Here is a 17,032-nt window from a genome sequence, read left to right as displayed (position 1 = left end):
CGAATTGATCAAGGTGGCGGGTGGAGGCGCGGTTGAGCGCGGCGAACCTGGCGATGCTGCCAGCCATTCGCGGCGGATACGGCAGCAGCGATTGCGCCGCCCGTCAGCGGGGTTCGCCTCGCTTTCTCGACCGGTGGTTTGCCATGGGGTTTAGTGCTATGACGAATGTCGCCACGCCAATGATGAGTGCCAGGACGCCATAGCGGAATTCTTGTGGCACTTCATAGAGCAGACCCCGGATCGTCGCATAGAGTCCCCCGATCCAGATAAAAACGCCAACCGCCGCACAGCCGATTCTGAATTCAGAGCGTTTCATTAACGTCCCCCGGCACTCGCGCGAAGTTGAACTTCAGTTTAGGACATCAGGCGCCGCTGCGGGAGCGAGGAATTACTTTTGGGTCTGGATAACCGGGGGTGGGTTCGTCGGACCAAGGTCGTATTGCCTGTTGTCGGGAGAAGGGCCATTGTGGTGAGCCGTATCGATCGGCAAACCACAGATTGGCGTTGCAATGGCATGACGCTACAACGTTGGCCATTATGTGGAGGATCATGCCATGTTGGACGCAAAAAATCAGATCTCCCGGAGTCAGGAGATCACCGCGAAGGTTGCGCGTCTTTATCAGAAGCGCTCGCAAATCGCGCAGCAGGGTTTCAGCCAACGCGTACATGATGCCGCGACCCGTCTCGGAGCCGACCGCGGCGCCGGGTCGCCAGGCAGCGCGTGGGCTGCCGCGCTCGACCCGTGGGCTGGCTACCGCCATGCCGTCGACGTGATGCAGCGCACGGTACTCTTTTGGGACACGCTGCGCCAGCGCGGAAATAGTTTTGTCGACCAGACGTCTCGCGGATTGCAGCCGGTGCTGCATTTTGCTTACGAGACCGTGCTCGACGCCCGCCTGTTCGCGCGTCCTGTCAACTATGCGTTGCTGCGTATCCTGCCGCCCGAAGGCGTGTCGATCGACATGCGCAAACGCCCTTATGTGATCATCGATCCGCGCGCGGGTCATGGCCCGGGCATCGGCGGTTTCAAGGACGATTCACAGGCGGGGGTGGCGCTGAAGGCCGGGCATCCGGTGTATTTCGTCATCTTTTTCCGCGACCCGGAACCCGGCCAGACAATGCTCGATGTTTGCGCGGCGGAGCAACAGTTCGTCCGGAAAGTCTGCGAGTTGCATCCCGACAGCGCTAAGCCCGCGATCGTCGGCAATTGCCAGGGCGGCTGGGCCGCGATGATGGTGGCGAGTTCCGACCCGGACCATACGGGGCCGCTCGTCATCAACGGCGCGCCGATGTCTTACTGGAGCGGCGCGTGGAGCGAAGGGGAGGGCGACAACCCCATGCGTTATTCTGGCGGCATGCTGGGAGGCACCTGGCTCGCGTCACTCACCGCGGATCTCGGCAACGGCAAGTTCGACGGTGCCCATCTGGTTCAGAACTTCGAGAACCTCAATCCCGCCAATAGCTTGTGGGACAAGTATTACCACCTCTTTGATAACGTCGATACGGAGCCGCCGCGTTTCCTTGACTTCGAACGCTGGTGGGGTGGGTACTATTTAATGAACCGCGAAGAGATCCAGTGGATTACGCAGAATCTGTTCATCGGCAACAAACTGTGGTCCGGCGAAGTCAGAGGCGTAGGTGGCGGCGCATTCGATCTACGCGACATCAAGTCGCCAATCATTCTGTTCGCCTCGCTCGGCGATAACATCACGCCACCGCAACAGGCGTTCAACTGGGTCGCCGACATCTACGGCAGCACGGAAGAAATCAAGGCGCGCGGCCAGGTGATTGTCGGGCTCATGCACAAGAGCATCGGCCACCTCGGCATCTTCGTGTCAGGCAAGGTGGCGAAAAAAGAGCATACGCAGATCACGTCGGTGCTGGAGACGATTGAGACGTTTCCACCGGGACTGTATGGCATGGAGATCACCGAACGCGAAGGAGCGAACGGCGCGACTGAATACGACGTGGAACTGCGCGAACATCGGCTTGAAGAGGTCAGCGCGCGGTTTAACCGGTTCGAGCGAGTGGACGAGCAGCCATTCGAGGCCGTGAAGCGGGTCTCGGAGTTGAATCAGCGGGCGTACGAGTTCTTCGTTCAGCCGTTCGTGCAGGCCATGTCGAACGAGACGACGGCCACTTTGCTACGGCAGTTTCATCCGCTGCGCGCGCAGCGTTGGGCATTCTCGGACATGAACCCGTGGCTCGCCTGGCTTGGACCGGCCGCCGAAGCGGTCAGCGCGACACGCAAAACGGACGCACAGGCTGACATGCCGCTGCGGCAGTTCGAACGATATGGCGCCGACATGGTCAGCGCATCGCTAGACTACTATCGCGCGATGCGTGACGCCGCGACCGAAAGTGCATTCTTCTCGCTCTACGGCAACATGTTTTCCGCGTATGAGGGCGGCGAGCGGAACGATGCGCTTGAAAAATCCGCTCGAGCCGAGGCGAATCCGCGAGACCTGCCGTTCGTTAAAGATGCGCTTTCGTCAATGACCGAGGGCGGCTACAGCGAAGCCGTTGCGCGGGTGGCCTGTCTGCTGGCGCGGCGAGGCGAAGCACTTCCGCTTGCGCGGCTGGTATTGCGCCAGCAACTCGCCGAGGATTACGCGGAGTACCTGCCGCAACTTCCGCCGGATCAGTGGCGGCGCATTCGCGGCGAGCAGGAAATCATCGTGTCCTACGAGCCGGATCAGGCGCTTGCCACGCTTCCCGTCCTGCTCGGCGACCGCGAAGATCGCAGGAAACTGCTCGGGCTGATCGCCAAGCTGCTTGCCGATAGCCGCGTGCAAGGCGCAGAGCCGACACCCGCACAGTTGAGCATGCTAGAAGGCATTCAATCGATTCTACCTGTGAAGGCCCAGCGCGGGCCTCAAGCATCGGCATCCGCGCGTTAGGTCCTTGACAGCGGTGCCAGCCAGCCGGGCCTCCGGCACGAAGGAGATCTCATGGACCGCGAGCATGACAAGTATCAACGGCTCATCGACTTTTGCCGCACGCAACAGCCAGTCATCACCGCAGTCGCGCACCCGTGCGATCGAAGCTCGCTGGAAGGCGTGGTTCAGGCAGCGCAGCTTGGGCTGATCATACCGATTCTCGTTGGGCCGCAGCAGCGCATCCGGGCGATCGCCGCGCAAGAGAACCTGGACATCGCGGACTTCACCCTCGTCGATGCATCGCACAGTCACGCCGCCGCTGCAAAGGCAGTCGAACTGGTGCGCGAAGGCAAAGCGGAGGCGCTGATGAAGGGCAGTCTGCACACGGACGAACTGATGGGTGCGGTCGTGAGCCGCGAAAGGGGGCTGCGCACGGCGCGCCGGGTAAGCCATTGTTTCGTGATGGACGTGCCTGGGCACGAGAACGCGCTGATCATCACGGATGCCGCCATCAACATCGCGCCCACGCTTGCGGAGAAAGTCGACATTCTGCAGAACGCCATTGATCTTGGGCACGCGATGCAGATGCCTGAGGTGCGCGTGGCTATCCTGTCGGCGATCGAAACAGTGAGTCCGAAGGTGCCATCGACGATCGAGGCCGCGGCCTTGTGCAAGATGGTCGACCGCCACCAGATCACGGGCGCGCTCGTCGATGGGCCTCTTGCGCTCGACAATGCAATCGATCTCGAAGCGGCACGAACCAAGAAGATCGACTCGCCAGTAGCCGGCCGTGCGAACGTGCTGATGGTGCCCGATCTGGAAGCGGGCAACATGCTGGCAAAAAGTCTGTCTTTTCTTGCGGGCGCGGATGCCGCGGGCATCGTGCTCGGCGCGCGCGTGCCGATCATTCTGACGAGTCGCGCGGATTCGGTCAGGACGCGGCTAGCGTCCTGTGCGGTCGCATCGATGGTGGCGCGGATGCGCAAGGAAGAAGCCAGACTCATGGGGTGAAGCGATGGCCGATGTCATTCTCGTACTCAATGCCGGCTCGTCCAGCATCAAATTCAGCGCCTTCGATGCCGGGTCGCAGGATCTGGCGCTGGTGCTGCGTGGCCAGATCGAAGGCCTTTTCTCCGCGCCCCGGTTCCTGGCGTTCGACCAGTCCGGCGAACAACTCGGCGTCAAAGAGTGGGGCGCTGCCGCACGGCTCGAACATGAAAGCGCGATTGCCTATATCGGTGAGTTCTTGCGCAGCAATCGCGGCGGCAATCGCCTTATCGCAGTGGGGCATCGCGTCGTGCATGGAGGCCAGCATTTCGCGCAACCGGCGCTTGCCACCCCCGATGTACTCGACGAACTCGACAAGCTTGCACCACTGGCGCCCTTACATCAGGTCCACAATCTGAAGCCGATTCGCATCATCGCGACGCAGAATCCGGCGATGCCTCAGGTGGCCTGTTTCGATACCGCATTTCACGCAACCCAGGGGGAACTCGCTTACGCCTTCGCACTGCCCGAGTCGATTACGTCGCGCGGCGTGCGGCGCTATGGTTTCCACGGTCTTTCATACGAATACATCGCGAAAGCGTTGCCGCACATCTCACCGGAGGCCGCGAAAGGGCGCACCGTGGTCGCGCATCTGGGCAACGGCGCGAGCATGTGCGCCATGTTGGGAGGCCGCAGCGTCGCGAGCACGATGGGCTTCACCGCTGTAGACGGACTGCCGATGGGCACGCGCTGCGGCAATCTCGATCCCGGCGTCATCCTGTATCTGTTCGACGAACTGGGCATGAACGCGCGCGAGGTGGAAGACCTGGTGTATCGCCGCTCGGGTCTATTGGGTGTGTCCGGTATATCGAGCGATATGCGCACTCTGCTCGCGAGCGACGACGCCCGCGCGCGTTTCGCGATCGAGCTGTACACGTACCGGATCGGGCGCGAACTCGGATCGCTCGTGGCCGCGCTCGATGGACTCGATGCACTGGTCTTCACGGCCGGCATCGGTGAGCGGTCGGCGGAAATCCGCCGGCGGGTCGCTGAAAAGGCGCGTTGGTGTGGCATCGAACTTGACGAGAACGCAAACGCTGCGGACGGTCCGCGCATCAGTGCTGCTTCGAGCAAAGTCAGCGTATGGGTCATTCCCACCAATGAGGAACTGATGATCGCGCGGCACACCCGTAATCTGATTGGCGCTCACTGAACGAGCGTGAGAGTGTAAGGAGATCTTGTGATGAGTCTGGATCATCCACAGCCTGTTTTGCAAGGCGCGAAAGCGCTCGTGACGGGTATTGCGAACGAACACTCGATCGCTTATGGCTGCGCAAAGGCGTTTCGCGAACTGGGCGCCGAACTGGCCATTACCTACGCCGATGAAAAGGCGAAGCCCCATGTCGAACCGCTTGCCACGGGTCTTAACGCGCCGATTTTCATGCCGCTCGACGCGTCGAGCCAGAAAGAGCTGGAAGCAGTATTCGGGCGGATCACAAGTGAATGGAATCAGCTGGACATCATGGTGCATTCCATCGCGTGGGCGCCGAAGGCCGACCTTCAGGGAGGGCTGCTCAATAGCTCGTCTGAAGGGTTTGGCGCCGCGATGGATATCTCCTGCCATTCGTTCGTGCGCATGGCGCGGCTTGCCGCACCCTTGATGAAAAATGGAGGCTCGATGTTCACCATGAGCTATCACGGTGCGAACAAGGTTGTCCCGAACTACAACCTGATGGGCCCCGTCAAGGCTGCGCTCGAAGCTTGCGCGCGCTATCTTGCCTATGAACTCGGACCGCAGGGTATCCGCGTACACGCGATCTCGCCTGGCCCGTTGAAGACGCGTGCGGCATCGGGCCTGAAGGACTTCGATCTTCTGCTGACAGAAGCGGCCGAGCGCGCACCGCTCGGCGAGCTGGTCGACATTATGGACGTCGGTTTCACCTGTGCCTTTCTCGCGACGCCGTATGCGCGACGTCTCTCGGGTGAGACGTTATATGTCGATGGAGGGGTGCACATCATGGCGTGATCCGATCGATGCGGTTAACCTCGAACGCATCGACCTGACAGAGATCATCGCCTTGTCACTAGAACCGGTTGCGCATGCTGGGATCGAATCTCGGATCGGGCTGTCTCTGCGTCTGCCGCAGGATGCCCTGATCATCGAAGTAGAAGTGGTAGAGCAGATGGTCGATATTGTTTTCCAGGTACCGGTATGACCATACCTCCCGGTTCGTTCGCTTAAAGTAGGCGGTTTCGAAGGGGCGGCCAAAGTTGACGAGCACGTCGTTGCGGGTCCACTTACCTATCTCCGCGCGATGGAACTCATTGTCCTGAAGTACTTGTCGAACACCCAGCACTTTGCCTGAAGCGTCGATGTCGGCTGCGGTAGTCGTCGTACCCATGGGCTGGGTCGGCCACATCAGCCGCTTGCCGCCGTTCGGCAGATCGTAAGTTTCCTTGGGTGGACCCAACCGGCCGATAAGTACGGACTGGTCTGCACCAGCCTCGACCTGCCGGTGCGGCTCCGTGCAAGCCGCGAGAACCAGCGCCGCGGTACATGCCATTAAAAATACGAGTCGATTAAGCATGTGAATGCTCCGGTACGGGTGATCAGACCTGACAGTCTCTGTTCTCACGGAACATCGCGCCTCGCTTAACAGACGAACGCAGGCATGGGTTGCTGTCGGACGTGCTTGCTACGCTCGAAACAACGAGGCTGCGGTAATCTGGCGACGCTCAGTTTGGTGGTGGGCATCGACCCAGACTCAGTACTTGATGTTTCGGGCCGCCTGGCGTCCCTGCTCCTTGGTGTGTCGCTTGTCCTGCCGGCATTGCGAATTGCTTTGCTGATTGGCGGCGCGGCAATCCTGCTTGGTGTGTCGCGCGCCCTGGCGAGTGTCCTGGCGAACATCGCGTCCGGCGCGGCGTTGCTGCGCCTGCTCCGTCGCCCAGCACGCTCCCGTCGAAGCCGTTAGAAGCGTTGCGACTACAAGCCCGGTGAATCGACGGTTCCATTTAGACATGGCATGACCTCCAGTAGGGTGCGTGGGCCGCTGCTGAAGGACTGGGTTGCGGGGACGTCGGCCGTCTTCGGGGCCGCAGTGTCGAACCGGGACGCATCGATCAGCACGACACGCGGGCGCGTGGCAGCAAGCGCTTCAAACTTCTGGATGTTGGCGCCGCGAGCGCCGCGCGGATGTCGGGTTTGTACTTCTGCGCTTCGACGTCTGGTTTGACGCCCCCTGAATAGTAGGCACCGACTTGATGGTTCGTTACCCAAATTAATGCTCTGACTCCGCTTACCATCGTAGTTCAAGCTACGAGTCTCCGCCTGTTGCTAAGGCATCGGACCATGGTCGTATTGTCATTCCAGGTCTTTAAACCTAGATTGAAATTTCGCCTTCAGACAGTCGAAAAGCTTCAATCCCAGCTAATGTGACCGGACGAGCGTCAAGCGGGTGGAGCGACCCAGGCGCGGCGGTTCGATACGCCGCAGCGTCCTTGTGCCTCGAAAGGAACTGTTATGGATGCACTCAGGACATTGCTCGAAACCCAGCAACTCTTCACGTTGTTTCTGACGGTCGCGTTGGGTTATCTGGTCGGCGAGATCAGCATCAAGGGGGTGTCGCTCGGCGCCGGGGCGGTGCTGTTCGTCGGGTTGGCCATCGGCGGTTTCGCGCCCAAGGCAGCACCGCCCGCGCTGCTCGGCACGCTCGGGCTGCTACTCTTTCTGTACGGTATCGGCATCCAGTACGGCGACCAGTTCTTCAAGGGCCTGACGAGCATCGAGGGTCTCAAGGCCAATGCGGCTGCGGTGCTCGGGGTGGTGATCGGCGGGCTTGTGTCCGTTGCGTTGGTGCCGCTCTTCGGCGTGAAGCTGGAGGAGGCGCTAGGCATGTTTGCGGGCGCGGGCACCAGCACCGCGAGCCTGCAAGCCGCGATGGCCGCCATGAAGAGCGACGGCCCGACGGTGGGCTACAGCGTCGCGTATCCGGTGGGCGTCGCGGGGCCGATCCTCTTCCTGTATGCCCTTAGCGCACTGCTCAAGCCGAACATCGCGCGGCCGCCGCCCAAGCTCGTCGAGACCGCCGAGATCGCCTTGAGAAATCCGGCGTTCATCGGTGTGACGCTGGCGGAGTTCGCGGCACGCATGCCGTCAGGGCTTGGGATCGCCGCGGTTCGCCGCGACCACCACAATCGGCCGCCCGCCGACGATCTCGTCCTCGCCGCCGACGATGTCCTTCTCGCCACCGCCACGGACCCCGCCGTGCTGCGCGAGGCCACCTCGATGTCCGGCGAACTGCAGCCCGGCCGCATGGCGAGCCATCGGGAGGATCTCGACTACGCGCGTGTGTTCGCGTCGAGCCGGGGCGTGGTCGGACGCATGTTGCGCGACATCCGTTTCCCCGAGGGCGTCGTCTGCACGATCGCACACGTGCGCCGCGGCGACGCCGACCTCATGCCGAACCCGGAGCTCGTCCTCGAATTCGGCGACCGGGTCGGCGTGCTCGTCAATCGCGCGCATCTCAAGCCGATTCGTGCTCTATTCGGCGATTCCATCAAGGGCACGGCCGAGCTGAACTTCATCTCGATTGGCGCCGGCGCGGCGCTGGGCCTCCTGGTAGGCGCGATTCCGCTCACGATTCCGGGTGTCGGCAAGCTCGCGCTCGGGCTCGCGGCGCTCCTTCTGACGGCGCTCGTCCTCGGCCGCGTGCGGCGCTTCGGGCCGTTCGTCTGGACGATGCCGCTCTCGGCCAATCTCGTACTGCGCAACTTCGGCCTGACTATCTTCCTTGCGCAGGTGGGCATTACCTCTGGCCCAAAATTCTTCGCGACCATCGGCGTAACGGGCGTGTCGTTCCTGCTCTATGGCGTCGCTATTCTTCTCGCGCTCGTCGTCGTTACGGCGCTTGTCTGCCTATGGATTTTCAGGCTGCCGTTCGACATGACGGTGGGCGTCATCAGCGGCGCGACGGGCAATCCGGCGATCCTCGCATTCGCTAACCGTGTCGCACCGACCGATCGGCCCGACGTCGGCTACGCAATGATTTTCCCGTCGATGACCATTGTGAAAATCCTGTTCGTGCAGGTTGCCGTGCTACTGACGGGCGGATAGTGCGTCAGCCGAACCCCCGAACCTCGACCAGCCACGGAGGCCCTCGATGGACATAGCCGTCTTCAGCGCGAAGCCTTACGACCGCGAGTATCTCAACGCCGCGAACGCGGCGCACCGCCACCGTCTTCAGTACTTCGACGTGCCCCTCGACGTCGAGACGGCGGCGCTCGCCGCAGGGCACGGCGCCGTGTGCATCTTCGTCAATGACCTCGCGGATTCGCCCGTACTTCAGGCGCTAAAGCAGGGCGGCACGAAGCTTGTCGCTTTGCGCTGCACCGGGTTTAACAACGTCGATCTGAAAGCGGCGGAGAGCCTTGGGATCAAGGTGGTTCGTGTGGTGGACTACTCGCCGAACTCGGTGGCCGAGCACGCTGTCGCGCTGCTGATGGCGATCAACCGCAAGATCCACCGCGCCTACAATCGCACGCGCGATTTCAATTTTTCCCTCGACGGTCTGATGGGCTTCGACTTGTGCGGCAAGACGGTCGCCGTTATCGGCACAGGGAAGATCGGGCGGGTCTTCGGTAAGATCATGGTGGGGTTCGGCTGTAACGTGATCGGCTATGACAAGTTTCCGTCGCCGGAATTCGAGGCGTTAGGAGCGCGTTACGCGCTGCCGGGAGAAATCGGCGTGAGCGCGGACATCATCTCGCTGCATTGTCCGCTTACCCCCGAGACTTATCACGTCATCGACGCCGATACGCTTTCGCGCGCGAAGCCCGGCGCGCTGCTGATCAATACGAGCCGCGGCGCGCTCATCGACACTGAGGCGGTGATCGCCGCGCTGAGAAGTGGCCAGTTGGGCGGTCTTGCGATCGATGTGTACGAGCAGGAGGCAGAGTTGTTTTTTCGCGACCTGTCCGGCACCATCATCGCGGACGACATACTGCAGCGGCTCATCACATTCCCGAACGTGATCGTGACGGGACACCAGGCTTTTCTCACGCGCGAGGCGGTCACGACGATCTGCGCCACGACCCTGCAAAGCGTCACGGAGTTCGAGACGGGCAAGCCGCTTTCGAATCAGATTAGCGCGAGCTGAATGCAACCCTCTGCGGACGTAACGTGCGGGCGGGTGAGTTTCGCCTGCTTATGGCTGAGCGTGACAGGCTTCCTCGTTCTGTCCGCGGCGGTCATCAATCCGGCGGCCGCCGCGTTGCCATCCGGGTTGCAAAACCTCGTCGACAATGCGACGGGTGGCTCCGCGCCGGCCGCCTCGGCGGCACAGGCTGCATCGACACCAACGCTCGCGAGTCAGGCCGAATTGGCGCGCTCGCTGGACAGCCTGATCGGCACGCTCGAGAGCGACCCAGAGCGCAAAGCGCTGGTCGCCCAGCTGAAGGGGCTTCGTGCAGGTACCCAAAGTGCCGCACCCGTGGTGCCGGCATCGTCCGCACAGGACAACAGCGATCTGCTTGGCGCGATTGCCTCAGGCATTGCGTCTGTCGAGACGGATTTGAGCGAGGGCCGCACACCGTTGCATTACTGGGCGGCTCGTTCGAGCGCGGCGGCCAACGATCTTTTGACCATTCTCAGAGGCGCAAGCGGAGAGTCGTTCGGCAACGTCCTGCTTGGCCTGATCGGGACGCTTGCGGGCTGGGCCGCGTGCGCCGGCCTGTTGATCTATCTCGGGCGGAGCGTCAGTGCACGTTATGGCTGGAAGGTCACGCTCGAACCGAGTCCAACTTCATTCGAACTTTTGAGTTTTGCATTTTGGCGCACGGCGCCATGGATCGTCGCATTCGTGGCGGTGGCGTTGTTCATGCGAGGCATGCCTGACGCGCTCGGCAGCACGTTAGGGCTTGTGATCGTTTATACAATAGTCGCGGGTTCGATTTTCTCGGCGCTCTGCCTGATCGTGTTCTCGGTGTTCAATACGGCCCACCGGCGTGTCGCGGTTCACCAGTTGCTCGCGCAAAGCCGCTGGCCGCTTTTCGCGATCGGTGCATGTGGCGCGCTCGGCGACGCGACAGCCAATCCGGACGTCACTGGCCTGCTCGGCGTGAATCTCGCCGGGCTCGTGTCGGCATCCGCCAACGTGGCAGCGGCCGTCCTGATCGGTTATTTCGCAATCGCTTACCGCCGGCCGGTCACGCATCTGATACGCAATCGCCCGTATGCGGGAAGGCGTGACCACAAACTCGCCACGGAGGCGCTCGATATCCTCGCATCGCTGTGGCACATCCCGATCCTTTTAATCGCGATCGCGTCGGTCGTTGCGATTATCGACGCGCGCGGTTCGGAAGAAAACGTATTGCAGCCGTCGCTTCTCAGTGCGCTGTTACTCGTGCTCACGCTGTTCGTGTCGGCGCTGCTGATGCACCTGACGCGCCGAAGGGACACCCGCGTGCACCGCCGCGCGCCTCACCTGATGCGACTCTTGCGCTTCGCGAGCACGCTACTCGTTCTTTTGATGTGGCTTGCGTTCATTCAATTCGAACTGGACCTGTGGAGCGGTCCGATTGCGCGGATGATCAAGCACGGCACGATGACACCCAGTTTCAAGCACGCGCTGGTTACAGTCATCGCGACGGTTTTCTGCGCCTGGTTCATATGGATACTTTGCGATACCGCAATCCTTAACGCGCTGGGCCCGAGCAGTTCGCGAAACAAAGCACTCGATCCCGGCGTGCGGGCGCGCACGATGTTGCCGCTCGTACGCAACGCTGTTTCCGTGACGGTTGTGACGCTCGCTGCCATCGTTGCCGCTGCCACTCTGGGCGTCAATCTGACACCTCTCCTTGCGGGTGCGGGCGTGATCGGTCTCGCGGTCGGCTTCGGTGCGAAGGCACTCGTCACTGATCTGATCACGGGCCTCTTCATCATTATCGAGGAGACGATCTCGGTCGGCGACTGGATTGAGATTGACGGCAGCCATGCTGGCGCCGTTATGGATCTGACGATCCGCACGGTCCGGTTGCGCGACGGACAAGGTGCGGTTCACACCATTCCCTTCTCGCAGATCAAGATCGTAAAGAACCTGTCGCGCGACTTCGCCAACGCGGTGTTCGAGGTACGGGTGCCCTTCGCCATTGAACTCGATGACGTCACACGCATGATTGTGGAAGTGGGCGCCGACCTGCAGGAAGATTTTCGCCTGCGCAACGAAATACTTGCGCCCGTCGAAGTGTGGGGGCTAGACCGATTCGAGGCTAACTGGATGGTCGTGAAAGGGCAGATCAAGACGCGGCCGTTGCAGCAGTGGAGCGTGGCGCGCGCTTTTAACGCCCGACTCAAGCGCAAGATGGATGAAGCGGGTATTGAAATTCCTGTACCGCATATGCGGCTTCATACCCGGGCAAACGGGCCCAATGCATGGCCGCAGTCTGACGAGGACGCCGAGGACGACAGCGGGCAAACGAACGACGCGAACAATGAGGCAGCGCGCGGCCCGGCTAGTACCATGCCAGTGGAACCGCGGGTGCTCAAGGAGCCGCCCGCAACTCAGCCCGTGGTCCAGACAGGTTCCAAATCGTCCATCAATTCCCCCGGTAGCGATACCGGACGTCTTTAAGATGCGGTACGTGAGCCATTGAAAAAATCAGAATACTTTTACTGGCTCGTGCCGTGTTGGGCGGCTTCAACCGCAGTGTCGCGCTTCTTTTTCGCTTCCGCTTTCTTGTGGTCGTAGACTTTTTTGGCAGCCGCGACCTCACGGTTGTATTCGCGATTCGCTGCGGCAACCTGCTGGTGCATCCTGACGATCTCATCAGGATGTTCAGAGGTTGACGATGAACTCGCGCCGGAACTTTGTTGCGCCCAGGCGCCAGGAAGGGACAACAGTGCAGCGGAAGCCGTAATGACGGCCGCGATGGTGCTTTTCATGAATATCTCCGCGTTGGTCTGCCAGGCAGCGGACTTCAGCCTATACAGATTGAGCGAGATGTTATATAGGACTTTGGTCCAATGAGGCGGGTTGGACCGCCTGCACGCTCTGCGGAGTCGGCCAGCCGCTCGCAACGTGCTGCTGGCAAACCGGGATTTGAGGGCGACGGTGCAAAAGAGCTAGAAACTCATTGCAAACCCGAATGAAACGCCATGCACGTTGTGTCCGAACACGTACCGCACCATCGCGCGCGTGCGCGTGATGATGATGGGATACCTGCTGCTATCGAGTTCAAGCCCAACTCCCAACGACGTGAGGTCGTTGAACCCCAGCACGCCGGCGCTGTCGCCATAATAGTGCGAGTACGCGGCTTCCAGCACATAGCGGATCGGCCGGTCCAGCGCGTGCCAGCCGGTAGGGGCCCGCCAGCGTGTCCACAGGCTCAGTTGCTGCGCCATGGCCGATCCCTGAACTGCCTCCGATGAACCGCCGAAGCTGCGCAGGTAGATGTCGGTGGCACGCAGTTCGGCATCGATCTCGTAGTTTTCGCGGTAATGCTCGTAGTCGAGCATGAGTGAGCCACCGTAGCCGTACGCGTCCAGCGAGCCATTCTCGAGAAACTGTAGATTGCGATCAGTGACGTGATTGAAGATCGACTGCCCCACCTTCAGATCGCTGGAAACGCGTCCGATCGTACCGTTCAGGATCGGACGGAACACCAGTTCATTTGTGATCCGGAAATCCCAGCCGAGGCCCACCGTGCCGCTGAAAGTGTTCCATCGTGTCGGCACCGGACGCTGCTCAGCGCCCTCTGTAGCCACAAAGGTCGGATCGTAACGGCTATAGGCGAGCGTGCCCTCCATGTACAACGGGAACGACTTGCTGATAGTGAAGCCGCCCCCGAACTGCGTCTGACCGAAGCCGGGATTGCCCGTAGTGCCGTTATTGACCGACAGGTTACTGGTCGTAACGTCGGGCACTGTTGTGTAGGTCATGATGGAGAGCACAGCGTTGGCATGTTGCTTCACATTTCCACCGACCACGGCACTCCCCGGCGGTTGGCTCGGTGCGGTCTGCGCATTCGACGGGCACGGCAGCAGGGCGAAGGTCAGAGCGCCGCACACCCATGCTGCGCGCCGGGGCCGACGCGTCGGGAGCGCGGGCATTTCAAGCGACCTCGCCATCGCCCGCACAATTGCAACCTGCCACACAGCGTACCGAACGAGCATGACACACTCCTGCCAGTTAGATCGTTCTGCTTGTCTTCCACGAGACCGCCATTCCGTGCCAGCACAATAGTTCGAGACAACCGACCTGGCGCGTCACGACCGCTCAACCGTTCGCAGCACCAGGAGCAGGCTACATCGAAGCCCGCCCAATTGTATCGCTGAACGAGCCGATAGATTTCGGCGCCAATTACTGTAGCTGAGCGCGGCGTCCCTATCCTGTGGGCCTAAGGTCTCATTGACCGGCCTGAAGTTCAGGGAACATATTGTGTCAGGAAGGTTCACGTGTTGGCCGGTCGTGCACCGCGGCTAGAACGGGAGGCCGTGGACGTTCCCGCAGCGCTGGACTGGACACCGACGGGTGTCCGCTGCAATATGAATCGTAGGGAGATAGCAGGCATGGGCTGGAATCGCTGGTACAGTTTGAAGAGCTATCTGAGATCTTCGCTGTGGACCGTGCCGCTCTTCGCCGTCGCGATCTATGCCGTGGTGAAGCCTGTGGCCGAAATGGTGGGCAGGTGGATGATCAGGCAGGGGAGCCTTGATCCTAAGACCGGCTTTCTTGGGCTGTCCATGACTGGCGCGCGGTCGTTGCTCGGTGACATCGTTTCCGCAGACATGGCGTTTCTGGTGTTTACGTTCGGTTCGCTGCTCGTCGCAATCCAGGTCGCTGGCGGTCAGTACACCCCGCGGATCATCGCGACGACACTGCTGCGCGACAACATCATTCGTGGCATCTCGGGATTATTCGTTTTCACACTGCTGTTTGCAAATAGAACGCTGGCGTGGATGGGGGAAAATGAGGTACACCAGCTTCAGTTGTTCATTGCGGCGCTATTTGGGTTCGCTTCGGTCGTCGCTTTTCTTTTCCTGATTGATTACGCCGCGAAATTTCTGCGTCCCGTGAGTCTTGTGGCTCGCGTCGGAGAGCAGGGGATCGCCGTCATCGAGAGCGTTTATCCAGCCCTGTCTGCGGACGGAGCGACTCCCGCGAAACGTGACAAAGAGCGAGACGTGCCGGACCACATTGTTCGTCACCATGGCAAGTCCGGCATCGTTCTGGCCTTGAATCTGGAAATGCTGGTGACCAAGGCACGGCGTGCCGACGCAGTCATCGAATTCGTGCCGCAAGTCGGTGATTTCGTCGCGATGGGCGAACCCTTGTTCCATTTGTACGGGAACTCTGGCGCAATCGACGACAGCAGGCTGCGCGCGCTCGTTGCTTTCGGAACGGAACGCACGATGGAGCAGGACCCTATGTTCGCGTTTCGCATCCTGGTGGATATTGCGCTGAAAGCGCTTTCGGCAGCGATCAACGATCCCACCACAGCGGTGCTTGCGATCGATCAGTTGCACCGGCTATTGCGGGTGGTGGGCAAACGGTCTTTGCACATCGAAGAGATGGTGGATGGATCGGGACGGGTGCGTGTGATCTTGTGGACGCCCAAATGGGAAGACTTCGTGCACATTAGTTTCCGCGAGATACGACAGTGCGGCGCGGGCAGCATTCAAATCGCGCGGCGTCTGCGCGCGGCGATAGAGAACCTCATCCAGAGGCTGCCGGAGCATCGTCATGCCGCGTTGCTCGTCGAGTTGATGCTGCTCGATCGCGCGATTGCATTGAAGCATCCGTTTCCGGAGGACCTGGCGTTGGCACGTATCCCTGACTCGCAAGGGCTTGGAGGTTCGGCAGCCTCGCCGGCGAACAACTAGCCTTGCGGAGGCAAGCCGTGCGCAAACTCATAATGGGTATCGTCGAATTCCGCGAGAAAATGCTGCCGCAATACGCGAAGCAGTTCAGCAAGCTCGCGCTTTCGCAAGCGCCTGACGCGCTCTTCATCACGTGCTCGGACAGCCGGGTTGTACCCGATCTGCTTGCCTCGACCCATCCGGGCGATCTGTTCACGATGCGCAACGTCGGCAACCTGGTGCCGCCGGCGACCGCAGAGGGAGTGTCTACCGGGGACCTCTCCGAGGCGAGCGCGATCGAGTACGCAGTGCTGGTGTTGAAAGTCGCGAATATCGTTGTGTGCGGGCATTCCGGGTGCGGTGCGATGAAAGCCGTTTCTACACGCAACGCCAAGCTGAAAACGCCGAACCTCGATAAATGGCTGTGCCACGCCAACACCGCAGCGTTTCGCCTCGAACACGAAGGTCCGCTCGATGACACGCTGAAACCGCACGATCAATTGTCGCAACTCAACGTACTTGTGCAACTCGAGCATCTCATGACTTATCCGATTGTGCGCCAGCAGGTCGCGGCTGGGGCGTTGGTGCTGAGCGGCTGGTGGTTCGACATCGCGACGGGCGACATGTATGCCTACCTGCGCACGAGCCGCTCATTCGAAGTCATCGACCGCGCGATGGCTGACCGGATCATTGAGCGCCTTGCCGCACGGGCACGGTGAATGGTTTTGTCGCAGTACGGTTCGCGGAGTAAAGTCGAATCGATATGCAAAGTATTGCTTACGTTGCAGTTCGTTAACCGTCGTTCACGCGTTGCTGATACCCAGTTTGAAATGATGCATCGTATTAGCCCATTTTGGTCTAGGATGTAAAAGCCAGAAAGCGAATGGCCCGGTCGTCGGCACGGGTCACAAGCACCGGGAGGCACGCTCAATGGGCTTTGTGTTGTCAGCCGTGATTTTCCTAACGTCGACTGGATTCCTTGTCGACGCTGCGCTAGCGCCGACCCCGCCGGCGGTGATTGTGCCAGCCGCCACTCCCGGTGCAAGCGAAGGCGGCACCACGGTCCCGCAGTTAAGCCCGGAGGGCTCCGGCGAAGCCACCGCTCCCTAGGCAGGCTCTAGTTTTACCTCCATCTACACGGCGCAGTTCGTCCAGAGCGAGTTTTTACTTGCAAGCATTTCATTGGTCAAAAACTGTAAGCGCACCAGCGGTGCTTACGCGAGGCTTCATGAAAACTTCATTCTTGCAGGCCCCGTTGTACGACATTCTTGAGAAATATTTCGATCCTGCGTTTGCTTTCATCGAGAGG

General features: G+C 60.8%; 14 protein-coding genes. 9 read left to right on the top strand and 5 right to left on the bottom strand.

Annotated elements, in window-relative coordinates; genetic code table 11:
* Window positions 1-103 precede the first annotated feature (103 nt).
* On the bottom strand, window positions 104-316 hold the full coding sequence (locus B0G80_RS30125; protein ID WP_116121599.1) for a DUF2964 family protein: 213 nt from the start codon (window positions 314-316) through the stop codon (window positions 104-106).
* A 241-nt stretch (window positions 317-557) separates the two neighbouring features.
* Between B0G80_RS30125 and B0G80_RS30120 the strand changes: the two genes are divergently transcribed.
* Genes B0G80_RS30120 through fabI form a run of 4 tightly spaced genes read left to right on the top strand, consistent with a single transcriptional unit; the run spans window position 558 to window position 5,892 of the window.
* Complete coding sequence (locus B0G80_RS30120; protein WP_116123767.1) at window positions 558-2,900, top strand: DUF3141 domain-containing protein; 2,343 nt, start codon at window positions 558-560, stop codon at window positions 2,898-2,900.
* A 51-nt stretch (window positions 2,901-2,951) separates the two neighbouring features.
* On the top strand, window positions 2,952-3,890 hold the full coding sequence (locus B0G80_RS30115; protein WP_116121598.1) for a phosphate acetyltransferase: 939 nt from the start codon (window positions 2,952-2,954) through the stop codon (window positions 3,888-3,890).
* A 4-nt stretch (window positions 3,891-3,894) separates the two neighbouring features.
* Entirely contained in the window at window positions 3,895-5,079 is a 1,185-nt protein-coding gene (locus tag B0G80_RS30110) for an acetate/propionate family kinase (protein ID WP_116121597.1), read from the top strand.
* A 30-nt stretch (window positions 5,080-5,109) separates the two neighbouring features.
* Window positions 5,110-5,892, top strand: coding sequence for an enoyl-ACP reductase FabI (gene fabI / locus B0G80_RS30105; RefSeq protein ID WP_116121596.1), 783 nt, complete (start codon window positions 5,110-5,112; stop codon window positions 5,890-5,892).
* A gap of 58 nt (window positions 5,893-5,950) precedes the next feature.
* Here fabI and B0G80_RS30100 read toward each other — a convergent pair whose 3' ends face one another.
* Together B0G80_RS30100 and B0G80_RS30095 are read right to left on the bottom strand one after the other, a co-directional pair.
* Window positions 5,951-6,454, bottom strand: coding sequence for a hypothetical protein (locus B0G80_RS30100; protein ID WP_116121595.1), 504 nt, complete (start codon window positions 6,452-6,454; stop codon window positions 5,951-5,953).
* A 177-nt stretch (window positions 6,455-6,631) separates the two neighbouring features.
* Window positions 6,632-6,889: a hypothetical protein gene (locus B0G80_RS30095; protein ID WP_106277851.1), complete on the bottom strand. Its 258-nt coding sequence runs from the start codon at window positions 6,887-6,889 to the stop codon at window positions 6,632-6,634.
* 500 nt (window positions 6,890-7,389) lie between these two features.
* Here B0G80_RS30095 and B0G80_RS30090 point away from each other — a divergent pair, with 500 nt between their 5' ends.
* Genes B0G80_RS30090 through B0G80_RS30080 form a run of 3 tightly spaced genes read left to right on the top strand, consistent with a single transcriptional unit; the run spans window position 7,390 to window position 12,496 of the window.
* On the top strand, window positions 7,390-8,982 hold the full coding sequence (locus tag B0G80_RS30090) for an aspartate:alanine exchanger family transporter (protein ID WP_116121594.1): 1,593 nt from the start codon (window positions 7,390-7,392) through the stop codon (window positions 8,980-8,982).
* 46 nt (window positions 8,983-9,028) lie between these two features.
* Window positions 9,029-10,024 (top strand): 2-hydroxyacid dehydrogenase, encoded by a 996-nt coding sequence (locus B0G80_RS30085; RefSeq protein WP_116121593.1) that lies wholly within the window; start codon window positions 9,029-9,031, stop codon window positions 10,022-10,024.
* Window positions 10,025-12,496 carry a mechanosensitive ion channel family protein gene (locus B0G80_RS30080; protein WP_116121592.1) on the top strand — a complete coding sequence of 824 codons (2,472 nt, stop codon included), beginning with the start codon at window positions 10,025-10,027 and terminating at the stop codon, window positions 12,494-12,496. It begins immediately after the preceding gene.
* A 38-nt stretch (window positions 12,497-12,534) separates the two neighbouring features.
* On the opposite strand, the gene B0G80_RS30075 is transcribed toward B0G80_RS30080, so the two are convergent.
* Both B0G80_RS30075 and B0G80_RS30070 read right to left on the bottom strand, forming a co-directional pair.
* On the bottom strand, window positions 12,535-12,807 hold the full coding sequence (locus tag B0G80_RS30075; protein WP_106277844.1) for a hypothetical protein: 273 nt from the start codon (window positions 12,805-12,807) through the stop codon (window positions 12,535-12,537).
* A 180-nt stretch (window positions 12,808-12,987) separates the two neighbouring features.
* Entirely contained in the window at window positions 12,988-13,974 is a 987-nt protein-coding gene (locus tag B0G80_RS30070) for a hypothetical protein (RefSeq protein WP_258879238.1), read from the bottom strand.
* Between the two features lie 459 nt (window positions 13,975-14,433).
* Here B0G80_RS30070 and B0G80_RS30065 point away from each other — a divergent pair, with 459 nt between their 5' ends.
* Window positions 14,434-15,747 carry a DUF2254 domain-containing protein gene (locus tag B0G80_RS30065; protein ID WP_116121590.1) on the top strand — a complete coding sequence of 438 codons (1,314 nt, stop codon included), beginning with the start codon at window positions 14,434-14,436 and terminating at the stop codon, window positions 15,745-15,747.
* A 17-nt stretch (window positions 15,748-15,764) separates the two neighbouring features.
* Entirely contained in the window at window positions 15,765-16,442 is a 678-nt protein-coding gene (locus B0G80_RS30060) for a carbonic anhydrase (protein ID WP_116123766.1), read from the top strand.
* Window positions 16,443-17,032 lie beyond the last annotated feature (590 nt).

Source organism: Paraburkholderia sp. BL6669N2 (genome assembly GCF_003387275.1).
GTDB lineage: Bacteria > Pseudomonadota > Gammaproteobacteria > Burkholderiales > Burkholderiaceae > Paraburkholderia.
The sequence above is the reverse complement of the archived record's forward strand: the minus strand, read 5'-3'. Positions and strand labels throughout refer to the sequence as shown.